Annotated in this window: 11 protein-coding genes and 1 pseudogene; all 12 read left to right on the forward strand. The window is 67.0% G+C overall.

Annotated features, from left to right (window positions below; all coding sequences use genetic code 11):
• Window positions 1-140: 140 nt before the first annotated feature.
• Window positions 141-779: a ParA family partition ATPase gene (parA, locus tag WFP78_RS12015; protein ID WP_336962392.1), complete on the forward strand. Its 639-nt coding sequence runs from the start codon at window positions 141-143 to the stop codon at window positions 777-779.
• The gene (locus WFP78_RS12020; RefSeq protein WP_336962781.1) at window positions 776-1,048 is read left to right on the forward strand and encodes a chromosome partitioning protein ParB; all 273 of its coding nucleotides are present in this window, start codon (window positions 776-778) and stop codon (window positions 1,046-1,048) included. The genes parA and WFP78_RS12020 overlap by 4 nt, the downstream gene beginning before the upstream one ends.
• Window positions 1,045-1,602, forward strand: a complete 558-nt coding sequence (locus WFP78_RS12025; RefSeq protein ID WP_336962394.1) for a DUF2840 domain-containing protein — start codon at window positions 1,045-1,047, stop codon at window positions 1,600-1,602. Before WFP78_RS12020 ends, WFP78_RS12025 begins: the two co-directional genes overlap by 4 nt.
• Window positions 1,599-2,198 carry a S26 family signal peptidase gene (locus tag WFP78_RS12030; protein ID WP_336962396.1) on the forward strand — a complete coding sequence of 200 codons (600 nt, stop codon included), beginning with the start codon at window positions 1,599-1,601 and terminating at the stop codon, window positions 2,196-2,198. Before WFP78_RS12025 ends, WFP78_RS12030 begins: the two co-directional genes overlap by 4 nt.
• A gap of 448 nt (window positions 2,199-2,646) precedes the next feature.
• The gene (locus WFP78_RS12035; protein WP_336962398.1) at window positions 2,647-4,644 is read left to right on the forward strand and encodes a relaxase/mobilization nuclease domain-containing protein; all 1,998 of its coding nucleotides are present in this window, start codon (window positions 2,647-2,649) and stop codon (window positions 4,642-4,644) included.
• A 286-nt stretch (window positions 4,645-4,930) separates the two neighbouring features.
• The gene (locus WFP78_RS12040) at window positions 4,931-5,989 is read left to right on the forward strand and encodes an efflux RND transporter periplasmic adaptor subunit (protein ID WP_336962400.1); all 1,059 of its coding nucleotides are present in this window, start codon (window positions 4,931-4,933) and stop codon (window positions 5,987-5,989) included.
• A complete protein-coding gene (locus tag WFP78_RS12045; protein WP_336962403.1) occupies window positions 5,986-9,309 on the forward strand; it encodes an efflux RND transporter permease subunit in 3,324 nt (1,107 codons plus the stop codon). Before WFP78_RS12040 ends, WFP78_RS12045 begins: the two co-directional genes overlap by 4 nt.
• Window positions 9,302-10,786 carry an efflux transporter outer membrane subunit gene (locus WFP78_RS12050; RefSeq protein WP_336962405.1) on the forward strand — a complete coding sequence of 495 codons (1,485 nt, stop codon included), beginning with the start codon at window positions 9,302-9,304 and terminating at the stop codon, window positions 10,784-10,786. The genes WFP78_RS12045 and WFP78_RS12050 overlap by 8 nt, the downstream gene beginning before the upstream one ends.
• Before the next feature lie 9 nt (window positions 10,787-10,795).
• Window positions 10,796-12,544: an ABC1 kinase family protein gene (locus tag WFP78_RS12055; protein WP_336962407.1), complete on the forward strand. Its 1,749-nt coding sequence runs from the start codon at window positions 10,796-10,798 to the stop codon at window positions 12,542-12,544.
• Window positions 12,541-13,515: a patatin-like phospholipase family protein gene (locus WFP78_RS12060; protein ID WP_219339140.1), complete on the forward strand. Its 975-nt coding sequence runs from the start codon at window positions 12,541-12,543 to the stop codon at window positions 13,513-13,515. The genes WFP78_RS12055 and WFP78_RS12060 overlap by 4 nt, the downstream gene beginning before the upstream one ends.
• 10 nt (window positions 13,516-13,525) lie before the next feature.
• Complete coding sequence (locus tag WFP78_RS12065) at window positions 13,526-14,308, forward strand: isoprenoid biosynthesis enzyme family protein (protein WP_336962415.1); 783 nt, start codon at window positions 13,526-13,528, stop codon at window positions 14,306-14,308.
• A 157-nt stretch (window positions 14,309-14,465) separates the two neighbouring features.
• Window positions 14,466-15,452, forward strand: a pseudogene (locus WFP78_RS23420) (MGDG synthase family glycosyltransferase); the annotation flags it as partial.
• Window positions 15,453-16,551: the final 1,099 nt, after the last annotated feature.

Consider the following 16,551-nt stretch of genomic DNA (forward strand, 5'->3'; position numbering starts at 1 on the left):
AATCAGACCATGCCCAAGAGTCCAGAAAGACTCACCTTTCCCCGCCGCCCAGACTCCACTTCAAGGGAAAGCGACAGGCACGGCGAACAGCGTTTTGCACGACAGGCAAAGCCTGGCTTTCCAGTCTGGAGGGCCACGCCATGATCGTCGCGCTGCTCAACCAGAAAGGCGGCGTGGGCAAGACCACGCTCGCCACCCACATCGCCGGCGAGCTGGCGATGCGCGGCCAGCACGTCGTGCTGCTCGATGCCGACCCGCAGGGTTCATCGCTGGACTGGACGCAACGCAGAAGCCAGCAAGGCTTACCACGGCTGTTCAGCGCCGTGGGCCTCGCACGCGAGACGCTGCACCAGGAGGCACCAGAACTCGCCAGACGCGCCGATCACGTCGTCATCGACGGCCCACCGCGGATCGCCGCCCTCGCGCGCTCCGCGCTGCTGGCGGCCGAGCGCGTGCTGATCCCGGTGCAGCCCAGCCCTTACGACCTGTGGGCCAGCGCCGAGATGGTGGCGCTGATCCGCGAGGCGCAAGTCTTTCGGCCTGCGCTGCGCGCGGCCTTCGTCATCAATCGGCGCGTCAGCACCACCGTGATCGGGCGCGAAGCGCGCCAGGCGCTCGCCGACCAGCCGCTTCCGGCGCTGCGCGCGGAAGTGCATCAGCGCATCGTATTCGCCGACAGCGTGTCCGCTGGCCGGCTTGCACGCGAGACGGGACCGGACAGCGCCGCCGCACGCGAAATCACCGCCTTGGTGGACGAACTGCTGCGGTGGCCTACATGACAGCGAAGCCGCCACCCCGCGCAAAGCGCGTCGGCATCGGCGTGCGTCCGCCCGCGAATGCTCACGCCGAGGCGTGGATTCGCCAGGGCGACGCCGATGCGCTGGGTAAGGGCAACCTCTACACCGCGCGCCTCACCCTCGACATCACGCCCGCCATGCGTGCGCGCATCAAGGTGTCGGCCTTCACGCAAGGCGTGACCATGGCCGACCTGCTGCGCGGCCTGCTGGAGCGGGAGTTTCCCGAGAACCGCAGGGAGAACACACCATGACCGCATCCACTGCACCTGCTGCCGCGCCTGCCGCTGGCGCGGCCACGGCTGCGCCACAGCCATCATTCATCGCGCCTTCCGGCCAGCCCGCCAGCGCGCCGCTGACGCGCGTGGCGCTGGCCTACATCGAGGCCCGTTTCAAGCTCTACCTGCGCTTCGGCGAACCCGCGCGAACGCACCAGCTCGACCGTTGGCGGCGCAGCGCGGTGTTCTTGCCTGGTGCGGTGTTCTGCCGCGTGCGCTGGCAGTCCAACGATTTCGGCACCGTGCGCTGGCAGCTCATGGTGATGCAAGCCTGCACACCGCTGGACGCGGCGCAGCGCATCCCCGGCGTGCAGCCGGGCGCGCGCCTGCTGCTGCACGCCGATGGCGACGGGCAAGTGCGCGCTGTGCTGGAGCGCATCGACGCCATCGAGGCGCTAGGCATCGCGCCGACCGATGCCTCGCCTGCGTATTGGCGCACGCTCGCCAACCGGCTCGCCGCGCACTTGCCGCTGCCCGAATACACCGCCGAGCGGCACGCGGCCTGGCTGACCGGGAGGGCGCTGCCATGACCGCCGTTTCCACTGCCGCCAACAGCACAGGAGAGGCGCCGCGTCCTCGCTCGCGCCTGCGCGCTCGTATCGTGCTCGCTGGCCTCGGCGCCTGCGGACTCACTGCGCTGGCCTGGGCGTCCTTTGTGCATCCGCTGCCGCGCCTGATCTACAACCCGTCCGACAGCGTGGCCGCCGGCTGGTATCGCGTCGATCCGCTGGGCCACGGCACCGGCTCACTGCCACGTCCTTTGGCCGTGGACAGCATCGTCCTGACCACGCTTCCGCCAGACGCCGCTGCGCTGGCCGCTCAGCGCGGCTACCTGCCGGCGCGCGTGCCGCTGCTCAAGCGCGTGGGTGCGGTCGCGCCGCAGGAGGTGTGCATCGCTGGCGGCATCGTCCGAATCGACGGCGTGCCTTCGGCCGCCGTGCTGCCCGCTGATCGTTGGCGTCGGCCGCTGCCATCCTGGCAGCAATGCCGTCGCCTTGAACCCGGCGAACTGTTCCTGCTCAGTGTGACCAACCCGGCGTCGTTCGACAGCCGGTATTTCGGGCCGGTCAGCGCATCCGCCGTGATCGGCATCGCGCACCCGATCTGGCTGGAGGACCGCCCATGATGGCTGCCGATTCGCTGCACGTCGCCGTGCATCTCATCGTGCCATCGGGCGTGCTGATCCGGTGGTTTTCTGCATGTCGTCGCGCGTGCAGAGCGAGCACCGATCCTGCGCATCGGGCGCTGCACTTCGCGGTGCCTTCCCACGTGCAGGCGTCTTGCCTCGTACGCGCACGGCCTATGGCCGTCGTCGCGTTCGCCGGCGCGCTGGCTGCTCACGCAGCAGCGCCGCCGGGCCGCCGCTGCCCGGAGCGCCAGCGAGGGGCAAAGGCGGAAGGCAAGACAAAAGGACGCGGCACCAGGCCGCGTCGAAAGCCAGTCTGCACGTGGGGTTGGTGCGGCACGGAGCGGCTTCGCCGCCGTGCCGCGTATGGCGCGAGGCCCGCGCCAATGCAGGCATGTCCGCGTGCTTCGCACGACAGGACACGCCAGAGCTTGCAGGGAGCGCAGCCATGAGCGACCGCCGCGACGACGATTTCCGGGTGCGCCCCAGCGCCCCGAAGAACCGGGGCAAGGGCCAGGGGCGGAGCTTCGTTTCCAAGGTGCTCAAGCAGGCGGGCAAGGCCAGCGGCGGCAAGTCCACGGTGCGCTGTCCTGGCGCGGCGGGCGGCACGGGCCAGCGGCCCGGCTCGCGGCTCGGGCGCGGCCACACGGCGGCGCGCTTCGCCGGGGCGAAGCTGACGCCCCTATCGCGGCGCGTGACCATCAAGACGCTGCTGGTGAACCACCAGCGGGCCAGCCCGCAATCGCTCGCCAAGCACCTGCGCTACATCGAGCGCGACGGTGTGGGACGCGACGGCGAGCGGGGCCAAGCCTACGGGTCGCAGACCGACACCGCCGACCTCGACGCCTTCAAGGAACGCTGCGCCGACGACCGGCACCATTTCCGCTTCATCCTCTCGCCCGAGGATGGCGCGGAACTGGAAGACCTGCGCACCTACACACGGCACCTGATGGGCCGCATGGAGGCCGACCTGGGCACCGGCCTCGATTGGGTGGCCGTCAACCACTGGAACACCGACAACCCGCACACGCACATCGTCGTGCGCGGGCGCGACGACACAGGCAAAGACCTCATCATCGCGGGCGACTACATTGCCGATGGCTTCCGCCACCGGGCCGCCGAGCTGGCGACCGAGTGGCTGGGGCCGCGCACCGAACTGGAGATCCAGCAGACCTTGCAGCGCGATGTGGATCAGGAGCGGTGGACGACTCTGGATCGCACGCTCAAGCGCGGGGCCGGCGACGATGGCCTGGTGCATGTCGAACGGCTCAACGAACCCCGCTTGCAACGCCAGCGCCTGCTGCTGATCGGCCGCCTGCAACGCTTGCAGCGCCTGGGCCTGGCCGACGAGACGCAACCGGGCACCTGGGCCGTCCATGCCGATGCGGAAAAGACCCTGCGCGCCCTGGGGGAGCGTGGCGACATCATCCGCACCATGCAGCGGGCCATGCGCGGCGAGGCGCGCGAATTGGCAGTGTTCGAGCCGGGCCAGGATGCCGATGGAAGTGGCCGAACCATCCTCGGGCGCGTGGCCGCGAAAGGGCTGGCTGACGAGCTGCGCGACCGGGGCTATCTGGTCATCGACGGGGTGGACGGCAAGGCCCACTACGTCGCGCTCAACGCCCGCGACGAGCTGGCGAACTATCCGACCGGTGCCGTGGTGGAGGTGAAGGGATCGGCCGACGTGCGCGCGGCCGACAGGAACATCGCTGCGCTGGCGAGCGATGGCCTGTACCGCACCGACCATCACCTGGCGATCGAGCAGGGCCGGGCCAAGCCTGGACGCGACCCGCAGGAAGTCGTCGCTGCCCACGTCCGCCGGCTGGAGGCCCTGCGCCGGGCCGGCATCGTGGAGCGCGTGGCGGAAGGGCTATGGAAGGTGCCGGACGACCTGGCCGAGCGTGGCCGCCAGTACGACGCGCAGCGCCTCGGCGGCGTGGCCGTGGAGCTGAAATCGCACCTGCCCATCGAGCGGCAGGCCCGCGTGATCGGGGCCACGTGGCTCGACCAGCAGTTGATCGGCGGCGGCTCCGGCCTGGGCGACCTGGGCTTTGGTGGCCAAGCCAAGCAGGCGATGCAGCAGCGCGCAGACTTTCTGGCCGAGCAGGGGCTGGCCGAGCGGCGCGGGCAGCGCGTGATACTTGCGCGCAACCTGCTGGGCACGCTGCGCAACCGGGAGCTGGTGCAGGCCGCGAAGGACATAGCCGCCGAAACGGGCCTGGGGCATCGCCCGGTGGCTGACGGGCAGCGCGTGGCAGGCATCTATCGGCGCTCCGTCATGCTCACCAGCGGGCGCTACGCGATGCTCGATGACGGCATGGGCTTCGCTCTGGTGCCGTGGAAGCCGGTGATCGAGCAGCGGCTGGGGCAGCAGCTCGCGGCCACGGTGCGCGGCGGCGGGGCGTCTTGGGAGATGGGGCGTACGCGCGGGCCTGCGGTCAGTTGAGGCGGTGAACAAAACGCTTTTTGCAACACGATACGGACGGCTTGCGCACGTTCCGATCAAGAAAGCATCGCGCGCACGGAGCTCATCCACTCGTTCTGCGTTTGAATAAATTATTTGATTAAAAATATAGTTCGTTCGTACGAACTGGTTTAGAATCTGACATGACCAAGACTTCGAGGAACTCATGAATCGCTTGACTACCTATGCACTCGGCCGCCATAGCCCCGTACCGTCGGTCTGGGAGGCTGGCACGCAGAGCACAGGCAGGGGCACGCAGGCGTGCAGGGTGGCTGTGCTGTCCCTCTGCGTATTTCTGCTCGCCGCCTGCACGGATGGCTCAAGCTCGCCTCGATCCGCATCCACGCCGATGCCTGCGAAAGTTGTCGTGGTACGGCAGGCACGATGGCCTGTTACCAACGATGTGACTGGCAGCGTCGTCTCTGATGGACGCATCGACGTGGCTTCGCGCGTGACCGGATTCATTCGCCAACTCGATGTTCGCGAGGGCCAGGCGGTCAGGCGCGGCGACCTGCTGTTGCGCATCGACGCCTCTGACATCGACGCGGCCATCGCGCAGGCACGCGCCGGCGTGCAGGCCGCCCAGGAGGCTTGGCGGGATGCGCAGCACGACGTGAGCCAGAACGCGCAACTGGTGCCGGCTGGCGCGATCTCGGCCGATGCGCTGCGCAAGTCCAGGGTGCGGGAGGAAACCACCCGCGCGGCGCTGGAACAAGCGCAGTCGGCGTTGGCGGCGGCACAGGCGCAACGCAACTACGTGACCATCACCAGTCCGGTGGATGGCGTGGTCGTCTCGGTGGCCCGGCGCAGCGGCGAGATGGCCGCTCCCGGCGCGCCGCTGATGACGGTGGAGTCGCGTGAGGTCTTGCTGTTCAAGGCGTTCGTGCCCGAGCGCAGCCTGGCGGCAGTCAAGGCCGGCGACTCGATTCCCGTGCGCATCGACGCGCTGGGCGATGAGCGGCTCAAGGGACGGGTCCGGGGTGTTGTGCCGTCGGGTGATGGCGTGACCCGCCGCTACGAGGTGGACATCGTGCTGCCGCGGGACGCGCGCCTGCTGCCGGGAATGTTCGGCCGCCTCGAAATCCTGCTGGACGAGAAACGGGCCGTCACGGTGCCGCGTGCGGCCCTCGTTCGGCGCGGTGGCTTGGACGGCGTGTTCGTGCTGCAGGACGGTGTGGCGCGTTTTCGCTGGCTGCGCACCGGCCAGCGCCTGGGCGATGGGGTGGAGGTGAGCGCCGGCCTGTCGGACGGAGAAACCATTCTCGCCAGCGTCGCCGACACCGTCCATGACGGCATGCCGGTCCAGGCCGCCGGGGGCGCGCGATGACGCAGCAGCGCCTGAACTTCGCGGGTTTTCTCGCGAAGCACTTCATCACCTCCAAGCTCACGCTGGTCTTCATCATCGCCGTGGCGCTGATGGGCGTCGTGGCGGTGCTGCAGACCCCGCGCGAGGAAAACCCGCAGATCATCGTGCCCGCTGCCGCCGTGATGGTCGGCCTGCCGGGCGCCTCTGCCAGTGAGGTCGAAGCGCTGGTGGTCACGCCCCTCGAAGGCATTCTGAGCGAACTGTCCGGCGTCGATCACATCGAGAGCACTTCCCGCAACTCGCAGGGAATCGTTCAGGTGCAATTCAAGGTCGGCGAATCGAAGGAGCAGTCACTGGTCAAGCTTTATGACCGCGTGATGGCCAGCCGCGCCTGGCTGCCTGCCGACGCCACGACGCCACTGGTGCAAAGCATCGACGCGGACGACGTGCCGATCGTCACCTTCACGCTGGCTTCGTCGAAATACGATGACTACGCGCTCAACCGCATGGCCGAACGCATGGCCGAGCGCCTGCGCAGTACCGAAAATGTCTCGGTGGTTTCCTTGCGCGGCGGGCAGCACCGCGAAATCACCATCGAACTGGACCCCGATCGCCTGCAGGCTTACGGCGTGACCCTGGGCCAAGCCCGAGCGGCCTTCCCAGCCAGCAACCTGACCTTGCCACTGCAGCCCACCGTACGTGACGGTCAGGTACAAGCCATCAAGCTGGATGCGGCCTACACTTCGGCCGAGGATGTGCGCAACCAGCTCGTCGCCGTGCGCGACAAGCGGCCGGTTTACGTGCGCGACGTGGCCACCGTTACCGACGGCCCGCCGTCGGAGCCGGCCACGGCCAGCCGCCTCTCTTTCGGCCCCGGCGATCCACGCTTTGGCACGGCCGATGCCACAGACCTGCCCGCCGTCACCATCGCTGTGGCCAAAAAGAAGGGCACCAATGCCGTGCTGGTCGCCAACGCAGTGATCGACCGCATGCAGCGCATGCAGGCCAGCTTCGTGCCCCAGGACATCCAGGTCGTGGTGACGCGCAACGACGGCCAGAAGGCCGACGACGCGGTCAACCTGCTGCTGGAACACCTGGCGATCGCCCTCGTCACCGTGGGCCTGGTGCTGATCCTCTTCCTGGGCTGGCGCGAGGCCTTGATCGTGATGATCACGGTGCCGTTGATCATGGGCATCACGCTGACGGCCAACCTGCTCGGCGGCGTCACCATCAACCGCGTCACGCTGTTCGCCCTGATCCTGGCGCTGGGGCTGCTGGTGGATGCCGCCATCGTGGTCATCGAGAACATCCACCGCCACTACGCCAGCCGCAAACCGAAGGCAGACAAGCAGGCGGAAACCGTGCTGGCGACCAACGAGATCGGCAACGCCACCAATCTGGCCACCTTTGCGGTGATGCTGGTCTTCATCACCCTGCTGCTGGCCCTGACCGGCATGCCGCGCCAGTATTTTTTCCCGATAGCGGTCACCGTGCCTGTCGCCATGGCCGCCTCCATCGTGGTGGCCTACATCGTCGTGCCGTGGGCGTCCAATCGCTGGCTTCATCGCCACGAAGTCCTGCGGGAAGAATCATCATGGCCGGAAACCGAACACGGACAGCTTGTCCATGGTCACGGCACGCCGGGACGGATCGAGCGCCTCTACCTGCGCCTGTTCGGCCCTCTGCAGCAGCGCAGAAACGTGCGCATCGGCTTCGCTCTGGCGGTTCTGCTGCTGATGGCGGTTTCGCTGATGCAAGGCGGCTGGCAGTTCGTCCGCCCGGCGGGCGTGGGCGGGGCCGTGTCCGCGCTGGGCGTGCCGATCGGCTTTCTGCCCAAGGATGACCAGAACACCTTCAACGTGGTGGTTTCGATGCCGGAAACCACACCGGTGGAAGACACCGATCGCCTGGTGCGCCAAGTGACCGCGGTGCTGGCGCGGGAACCACACGTGCTCAACTACCAGACTTGGGTCGGCCAGGCAGGTGTGGCCGACTTCAGCGGTCTGTTCAAGGGTACCGCCGCGCGTGCCGGCAGCCACGTCGCGGAAATCCGCGTCAACCTCACCGACAAGCGTCACCGCAAGGAAAGCTCCATCGACGTCGTGCGCGAACTGCGCCCTCGAGTGGAAGCGGTCCGCGCTGCTTGGCCCGGTGCCGAGGTCGCGCTGGTGGAGCAGCCGCCGGGTCCGCCGCTGCGCTCGACCGTTTTGGCGGAAGTCTACGGCCCCGACGCCGAGGGGCTGCGCACGTTGTCGGCCCAGGTGCGCGAGGCCTTCGCACAAACCTACGACACCGTCGACATCACCGACACCGAACCGGAAGATGTGCGGGAACACCGCATCGTGCCGGACAAGGACAAGGCCGCGCTCTCCGGCGTCTCGACTGCGCAGATTGCCGAGGCGCTGGCGCTGGTCTATGGCGGCACCACGCTCGGCCGCGCCCACGTACCGGACGAGAAACTGCCGGTATCGGTCAGGGCCTTCGTGCCGCGCCGCTTCGAGGTCGATCCCGCCCGGCTCGACCGGGTGTTCGTGGACAACGCCGCCGGCCGACCCGTGCCGCTGGCGGAGTTGGTCAAAGTGGTCCCCGCATCGGTCGATCGCCCCATCCTGCACCGCGACAACGAGAAGGTTACCTTCGTCGGCGCGGAGCTGTCGGACTCGGTGCCGCTGTACGCAGTGCTCGACCTGCAGCGGCGCCTGCATGGCATCACCGCGCCGGACGGACGCCCGCTGCGCACCGGCAACCTGCGCTTCAAGGAGGACGTGCCCGACACCATCGACGGCTACCAGTTGCTGTGGGGCGGCGAGATGCGCATGACGCTGGACGTGTACCGGGATCTCTCCCTCTCCCTCGGCGGCGCCTTGCTCATCATCTATTTCGCGCTGGTCGCCTACTACCGCTCGTTCATCGTTCCGCTGGTGGCCATGTCGGCCGTGCCGCTCGGCATCATCGGCATTTTTCCGGGGCATTGGCTGATGGGCGTGGATTTCTCCGCCACATCCATGGTCGGCATCATCGCCCTGGCAGGCGTGGTGATCCGCAACTCGCTGCTGATCATCGACTTCATCCAGGACAATATCCGGCGCGGCATGCCGCTGAGAGAGGCCGTGCGCCAGGCCGGCGCGGTGCGTCTGCGGCCCATCCTGCTGACCATGCTGGCGATCATCTTCGGCTCCGCCGTCATGGTGACCGACCCGGTCTTCGGGGGGCTGGCCGTCTCGCTGATCTTCGGCACGCTGGTCTCGACCGCGCTGACCGTGTTCGTCGTGCCGCTGCTCTATGAGCTGCATGCGAAGCGCCATACAGCCCCGGCGGCCACAGGAGCAGACCATGCATGAGAATGACCGCGGCACATCGTCCCCCCGCCGCCGCCAAGCCCGCGCAGGCCATGAGACCGGCCCATCGGCCCGCCATCGGCTCGTCGGCACGCTGGCGGTGCTGGCGGTGCTGAGCGGCTGCGCCTCGCTGGCGCCCGCGCTCGATCCCATCGCGCTCCCCGTCGCATCGAACTGGCGGACGCAGCCCGACACGCCGGGCGTTGCGGCCGCGGCTGACCTGGCGTGGCGCGCGTACTTCACCGACCCGGCCTTGCAGGCGCTGATCGAGACCGCGCTGGAAAACAACCGCGATCTGCGCGTGGCGCTGCTGCGCACCGAGGAGGCGCGCGCCGCCTTCCGCATCCAGCGTGCGCAGCAGGCGCCAATGGTTGGCGTGGGGGCGCAGCAGATCCGCGCCGGCCTGCCCGATGGGCTACAGCCGCTGGCGGGCCGCTCGGTCCTGGAGGTCAACGCGGCCACGGTAGGGATCAGCAGCTGGGAGCTGGACCTGTGGGGCCGCGTACGCAGCATGAAGACCGCCGCATTCGAGCAATGGCTGGCCACCGGGCAGGGCCACCGCGCCGTGGAATTGGCGCTGGTCGCCCAGGTCGCCGATGCCTACCTGGGCCTGCGCGAACTCGACGAGCGCATCGCGCTGGCAAGGCGCACGGTGGAAAACCAGCAGTCGCTGGCGCAAATCTTCCAGAAACGCTTTGAGCTGGGCCATGGCTCCCGGCTGGAGCTGACCCAGGTGCGCACCCTGCTCAGCCAGGGCAAAGCCCTGCAGGTGCAGCTCGAATTGCAGCGCGAACAGCAGCGCAATGCCCTGGCGCTGCTGCTCGGCAGCGACCCCCGATTGCCGCCGCCATCGGCCCCGATGGATGAAGCCCTGGTCATGCCCGAACTGAGGCCCGGGCTGCCCTCGGACCTGCTGGCGAGCCGCCCGGACATCCTGGCCGCCGAGCATGCGCTGCGGGCGCGCCAGGCCAACATCGGTGCGGCGCGCGCCGCATTCTTCCCGCGCATCGCACTGACCGGCGCCGCCGGCACGGTCAGCACCAGCCTGAGCGACCTGTTCTCGTCGGGCACCCGGGCATGGCTGTTCCAGCCGACGATCGAACTGCCGATCTTCGATGCCGGCATGCGACAGGCCAATCTCGACGTCAGCGTCGTGCGGCGCGACATCGCCATTGCCGAATACGAGCGCGCCATCCAGGCAGCGTTTCGCGACGTTTCCGACGCCCTGGCCGCAAGGCAGAAGCTCGCCGAGCAACTCGCCGTGGCGCGCCAGGCCCACGCCGCGCAGAGCGAGCGTTTGAAACTGGCGCGGATGCTGTTCGATGCCGGTTCGGCGGCGCACCTGGAGGTGCTGGACGCCGAGCGCGACCTGCTTGCCGTCGAGCAGCAACTGGTGCAGGTGCGCAGGGCGGCATTGTCAAGCCAAGTCGGGCTGTACGCGGCGCTGGGCGGTGGCACCAACCAGCCCCCGAAAAAATGAGGAAACGCAATGCTCTGGCAGGCACTGACCGCGATGCGTGATCTACGGCGTTTGCATGAAATCGCCTCGATCCTGATCCGCTATGGGTTTGGCGACATGGTGCGCCGGATGGGGCTGTCCAACGCCTTGGAGCGGGCGGGGACGGCACTGCACTGGAGCGAAGCGGCAGACTTCGCCCACATGACGCCCCCCGAACGAGTGCGGCGGGCGCTGGAGGAGATGGGGCCGACTTTCGTCAAACTCGGCCAGGTGCTCGCTACCCGGGTCGATCTGCTCGAACCCGAGTGGACCGCCGAATTCGGGAAATTGCAGGACAGCGCGCCGCCCGCCCCCTGGGCAGCCGTATACCAGCAGCTCAGCGAAGACCTCGGCGCGCCCCCCGAGGAAATCTTCGCGGCCTTTGATCCCGAGCCCTTGGCGGCCGCTTCCATTGCGCAGGTGCATCGGGCGCGTCTCGACGACGGCGGCGAAGTCGTGGTCAAGGTGCGCAGGCCCGGCATTCGGCCCATTCTGGAAGCCGATCTGCGCTGGCTTGCACGCCTGGCCGAACTCGCCGAGACGGAGAGCGCGGAATGGCGCGTCCTGCATCCGCGCGAGATGGTGCGCCAGTTCGCACAGTCGCTGCGCAACGAACTCGATTTCGCCGGTGAATGCCGCAATGCCGAACGCATCGCCGGGAACTTCACCGGCTATACCGATCAGGATGCTCCCCCTGTCGTCCCGGGCAAGGAAAAGCCGGACGCGGATGGCGCACCTCCCATCATCGTCATTCCCCGCGTGTATTGGCAGTGGACCGGCGAGCGGGTCTGCGTACAGGAATTCATCGGTGGTATTTCCGGGCGCAGGCTTCAGGCCGTTGACCAGGCCGGCCTGGACCGCAAGGTGCTCGCACGGCGTGGCGCCCATGCGGTACTGAAGATGATCGTCGAGGACGGGCTGTTTCACGCCGATCCCCATCCGGGCAACGTGTTCTATTTGCCGGGCAACCGTATCGCCTTCATCGACTTCGGCATGGTCGGCCGGCTGGCGGAGGAACGCCGCGACCAGTTGATCCGCCTGCTGCTGGGGCTGGTGAGGAACGACGCCGGCGGCGTCGCCGACGTCATGCTCGAATGGACGAGCGACGGCGTGGCAAATGAGCAGGATCTGTTGTTGGAAGTCCGGTCTTTCATCGATCGCTACCACGGCGTGCCGCTGAAGCAATTGCGGTTGAGCGCCATGTTGTCCGACCTCGTGGCGATCCCGCGCCAGCATCACCTCGTCCTGCCCAACGATCTGTCCCTGCTGATCAAAGCCTTCGTCACACTGGAAGGCTTGGGTCGTGAACTCGATCCCGGCTTTGACATGGCCAACCATGCACTGCCGCTGCTGGAGCGTGCCATGCACGCGCGCTACTCCCCCGCAGCGCTGCTCAGACGGGGGCGGCGGGCGGCCGGTGACATCTTCTCGTTGCTGGCAGGCTTGCCCCAGGACCTCTCCCGGCTGCTGCGAGCCGCCCGCCGCGGCCGGCTGGAAGTGCACATCGACGTCACCCATCTGAGGCGGGTCGGCGATCAGCTAGATCGCGCCGTCAGCCGCCTGGCGATAAGCATCGTCACCGCCGCTCTGATCGTCGGGTCGGCCATCGTTATGAGCGTCGTGCGCGAACCCTCCCTGCCGGGCCTGCCCTCTTTCGGACTGCTCGGTTTCATCGCTGCCGTCATTGGTGGCATCTGGGTGCTGGTCTCCATCTGGCGTGGTGGCAAGGGCGGAAGATGATGCAGTTCGCTGATGGCAAAGCTTCAAACGGGTTCGCACCAAAAATTGGTTTGGCGCTGGGCAGCGGCTCCGCGCGGGGGCTCGCGCACATCGGCGTGCTGCGGGCCGTCGAGGAAGCCGGCATCGAGATCGACTTCATCGCCGGCACCAGCATGGGCGCGCTGGTTGGCGCTGTTTACGCCGCTGGCAAGCTGGATGAACTCGAAGCGGTATTTCAGTCCTTCGACTGGAAGAAAACAGTTGCCTTTTTCGATGTTGTGCTGCCCAAGTCCGGGCTGCTGGACGGTGCCAAGGTCAGCGATCTGGTGCGTGAGTACGTGCAATCCGCGCGCATAGAGGAGCTGCCAAAACGGTTTGCTGCCGTGGCCACCGACATTGTTAGCGGCGAGGAACTCACCATGGCCAGCGGCGATGTCATTGATGCCGTGCGCGCCAGCATTTCCGTACCCGGTGTCTTCACGCCAATACGAAGTAACGGCCGGATCCTGGTTGATGGGGGCCTTGTCAACCCGGTGCCGGTTAGCGTGGCGCGCGCTATGGGAGCCGACGTTGTCATCGCGGTTGATCTCAACCATGAGATCGTTTCCGGGAAGAACTTCAAGCCCGTACTGCCGCCAGGCCGACTGACGGAAATGGGCGACTGGGTTGAGGGTTATCGGCAGGCTATTCAGTGGATCAAGGAGCGCATGCTTGCTCATGAAATTCCGGGTTCTGCCCAATTGGCCCGCTGGGCTTCGGTCGAAGAGCCGGCCCCCAACATCTTCGAAGTGCTGCTCGCATCGATCAATGTGATGGAGACCCGCATCACGCAGGCCCGTCTCGAACTGGAAAAACCCGACATCCTCATCCAGCCGCCCCTGGGTCACATCCGCTTCCTCCAATTCGCCCGCGCCGAGGAAATCGTCGAGATCGGCTATCGCTGCGCAGCCGAGCAGTTGGCTCGCTGGGCAGAAACGTCAACCCATGGCTGACTCTCATCTCATGAGCTTTACCGAGACTGTAATGACCGGCGTCCGCGCCGCCGTGGCGGGTACCCTGACCTGTGAGGCCGCGCCCGTGCAGCTTGCCGTGCGCCTGTTGCTGTCGGACCAGCAGATACCGATCCGGGCACTGGTGACTTGCAGCATCCATTCCGGGCAGCAGGGCATCAACGCCGGTACCGCGCTGGACCTGATCTACATCAGCTTGCAGCAATTGCATGCCCACGTCGATGCGGCGCGCGGCTCATCTGCGCTGCTCGGCAATGCGGCCACCGTGCTGGCGGGGGACTACCTGACCACAGGTGCCTTCCGCTTGCTGGTGCGTTGCGATGACCTTCAAGTCCTGGCCCTGGTTGCCGATGCGGTCAACCGGGCGGCTGAGTTGGAGGCCACCAACCTGAAGCATGTGCAGATCACAGGCGACGATCCAGCACAATGGTTGCGGACTCGTCAAAGATTGGCCGTGCCGCTGGGTGAGGCGGCTGGCGCCACAGGGGCCACTCTCGCAGGCTACTCTGATTCTCTAGCCAAAGTAGCGCGGCGCTACGGAGAAACCCTCGTTGCAAGTTGCGTGTTGTTGCAGGAAGCCGATGTCATGGACGACTTCGTGGCGCGCACGACCGTCCAACGTTCAGCACTCGACCTGTGCCGCCAAGCAATGCAGGGAGCACGGACCATCGCGACGGCCACAGGGAACGGCCATCCACTCGAACTCGCTGAACTGATCGCGGCAAGAATCAATGCGACGGGGCACCCCCCCGGGAACCACATGCCGGCATCCTGACCAATACCAAGTGAAACAAGAGAGTCCCATTTCATGAGAAAAGATCCCATTCACATGCTTGGCACCGCCGGTGCTGTCCATGTCCTTATCTGCTCACGGGCTACATGATCGGCAGCATATGACTTCTGCTTTTCATTCTGCGCAGCGGGAGAGGGCGATGAGCACCACCGGGAAGGTCGTCATCTTCTACTCCTCCATCGGATACGGCCACATCAGTGCCGCGCAATCCATTCGGGACGAGATAAAGCGGCAATCTCCGACGACCCCGGTGCTGCTGCAGGATATCCGCACCTTCATGCATCCGGTGTGGCGACGGGTCGATGAGCGCCTGTACTGGTTCGTCGCCAACCATCTGCCGGAGTGCTTCGAGAGCCTGTTCCGTGCGATGCAGACGCGCGGCAGCCGTGCGCCCTCGCTGTCGATGCTGCCCAACGATTATCCGGAAGAAAGCGTATTGGCCTACTTGACCGCACAGCGGCCGGATGCAGTTCTCGCCACCCATTACGGGGCCGCCCAGGTGTTGGGAACCTTGCGGGAGAAAGGGCTGCTGTCCGACACGAGAATCGGCTGGCTGCACACGGATTTTTTCGAGGGCTATTTCCCGCGCATCTCCAAGCGGATCGACCGTACCTTTCTTGCCCACCCGGAGTTGGAAACGCGCTGGCTGGCAGCAGGCGTTCCGGCCGACAAGGTCGTTACCAGCGGCATGCCGGTGCGGATTCCAGAGAGATCCGCAGATGCCCGCCGCGCCACGCTCCAGGGCCTTGGGCTGTCGGCGGACGTGCCGACACTGCTGCTGACCGGCGGCAAGGAAGGGGTGGGCGACTATCCCGGGGTCATCGGCAGCGTCGTGCGCCACTGCCCGGGGCGCCTGCAGATCATCGCGGTGTGCGGCACGAATTCGAGGCAGCACGAAGTGCTCGCCGATCTGCAGGGAAAGCTGCCGGAGAGCGCGACATTGAAGCCGCTGGGCTTGCTGCCGCGCAGCGACATGGCGGCCTGCATGGCCGCCGCCGACATTCTGGTCACCAAGGCCGGCGGGATGACGCCGGCAGAGGCTTTTGCCCTCGGGGTGCCGACCGTGCTGCTCGACGTCATCAGCGGCCACGAGCGCGAGAACGCCGCCCTGTTCCAGCGCCAGGGCCTGGCCAGGTTTGCGGCCAGCGCCGACGACGCGGGGAAGTTCGCGGTGGACCTTCTGTGCGAGCCCGCCCAGCGCGAGGCAATGCTGCGTGCGCAGAGGGAGTTCCGGCAGAGCATCGACATCGCGAGCATCGTCCGGTTTGCGCTCGACGAAGGCTTCAGGCCGGCCCGCCCACTGCCCGACTTCGGCGTCGAGAACGGCGCGCCCGTCCAGGGCATCGGCCAGGCACTGGCGAAACTGGATGCCGAAGCGCCGGCAGAGGTCGAACTGCTGCTGTCCTATGCCACCTCGCAAACGCCGCAACGGGTCGTGCTCGAAAACCCGTTCGGGCATCTGGCCATCCGCATCAGCGGCATCGTCTACAGCGCGAACTACATCGCTGACCCGTCCGTCGATCCGAACTTCCTGCAGCATGTGAGCCTGCCGGATTACCTGTACGGCATCGATCGCCCGTCCCGTTCGCAAGTCCACACCAACACCTACGGCATGGCTTATGGCCGTGAGACGCTCGGGTTGCGGGTCCAGGGCATTCCCGCCGGGCGTCGTGCGGCGATGGTGGCCGAGGCGCACCGCATCGAAACCGGATTCCGGGACGCCAGCCTGCGCTGGAGCAGGAACGATCTCAATTGCGCCGACGTGGTGGGGCGCATTCTCGCCGCCGGTGGCTACGACGGCCGTTCCCTGTACGACCGGGCGGGTTTGCCGAACATGCCGCTGGACCTGTTCGAGCGCATGCGGGCACGCTTCGAGGAAGACCCTGCCTTGCGGGAAGAGCTGGTGGCCTACCGATTGTTGCCTGGAACGCAGGCAAGCTACCGCTTCTCCCGTTTCCCGCTGTCGATGGGGCAGCCGCTGCGCTCGATGGCGCGCGTCCTGGGCGATGCGCAGCCAGACGCGCTCGAACAGGCGGTGGCCCGGCAGGTCACCAGTTACTTCGGCGACCGGCAGCTCTACGTGGAGGACCTGCGGGCATGCTGGCCCGCTTCGCCCGCCGCGGGCCGTCCCCACTTGGCGCTGGAACGGGCCATCCTCGCCGATCTGCGGCGCCTGCTCGCGGCCTACGTGAAGCTGCCGCTCACGCGGATCGAACGCCTGGGGA

Origin of the sequence: Sphingobium aquiterrae, assembly GCF_037154135.1 — a bacterium.
Lineage (GTDB): Bacteria > Pseudomonadota > Alphaproteobacteria > Sphingomonadales > Sphingomonadaceae > Sphingobium > Sphingobium aquiterrae.

Bases quoted from the DNA above. Each gene is read 5' to 3' on its own strand.
- WFP78_RS12060 (WP_219339140.1), top strand. From the start codon at position 12,541: ATGATGCAGTTCGCTGATGGCAAAGCTTCAAACGGGTTCGCACCAAAA.
- WFP78_RS12030 (WP_336962396.1), top strand. From the start codon at position 1,599: ATGACCGCCGTTTCCACTGCCGCCAACAGCACAGGAGAGGCGCCGCGT.
- WFP78_RS12045 (WP_336962403.1), top strand. From the start codon at position 5,986: ATGACGCAGCAGCGCCTGAACTTCGCGGGTTTTCTCGCGAAGCACTTC.
- WFP78_RS12020 (WP_336962781.1), top strand. From the start codon at position 776: ATGACAGCGAAGCCGCCACCCCGCGCAAAGCGCGTCGGCATCGGCGTG.
- WFP78_RS12035 (WP_336962398.1), top strand. From the start codon at position 2,647: ATGAGCGACCGCCGCGACGACGATTTCCGGGTGCGCCCCAGCGCCCCG.
- WFP78_RS12065 (WP_336962415.1), top strand. From the start codon at position 13,526: ATGAGCTTTACCGAGACTGTAATGACCGGCGTCCGCGCCGCCGTGGCG.
- WFP78_RS12050 (WP_336962405.1), top strand. From the start codon at position 9,302: ATGCATGAGAATGACCGCGGCACATCGTCCCCCCGCCGCCGCCAAGCC.
- WFP78_RS12055 (WP_336962407.1), top strand. From the start codon at position 10,796: ATGCTCTGGCAGGCACTGACCGCGATGCGTGATCTACGGCGTTTGCAT.
- WFP78_RS12025 (WP_336962394.1), top strand. From the start codon at position 1,045: ATGACCGCATCCACTGCACCTGCTGCCGCGCCTGCCGCTGGCGCGGCC.
- parA (WP_336962392.1), top strand. From the start codon at position 141: ATGATCGTCGCGCTGCTCAACCAGAAAGGCGGCGTGGGCAAGACCACG.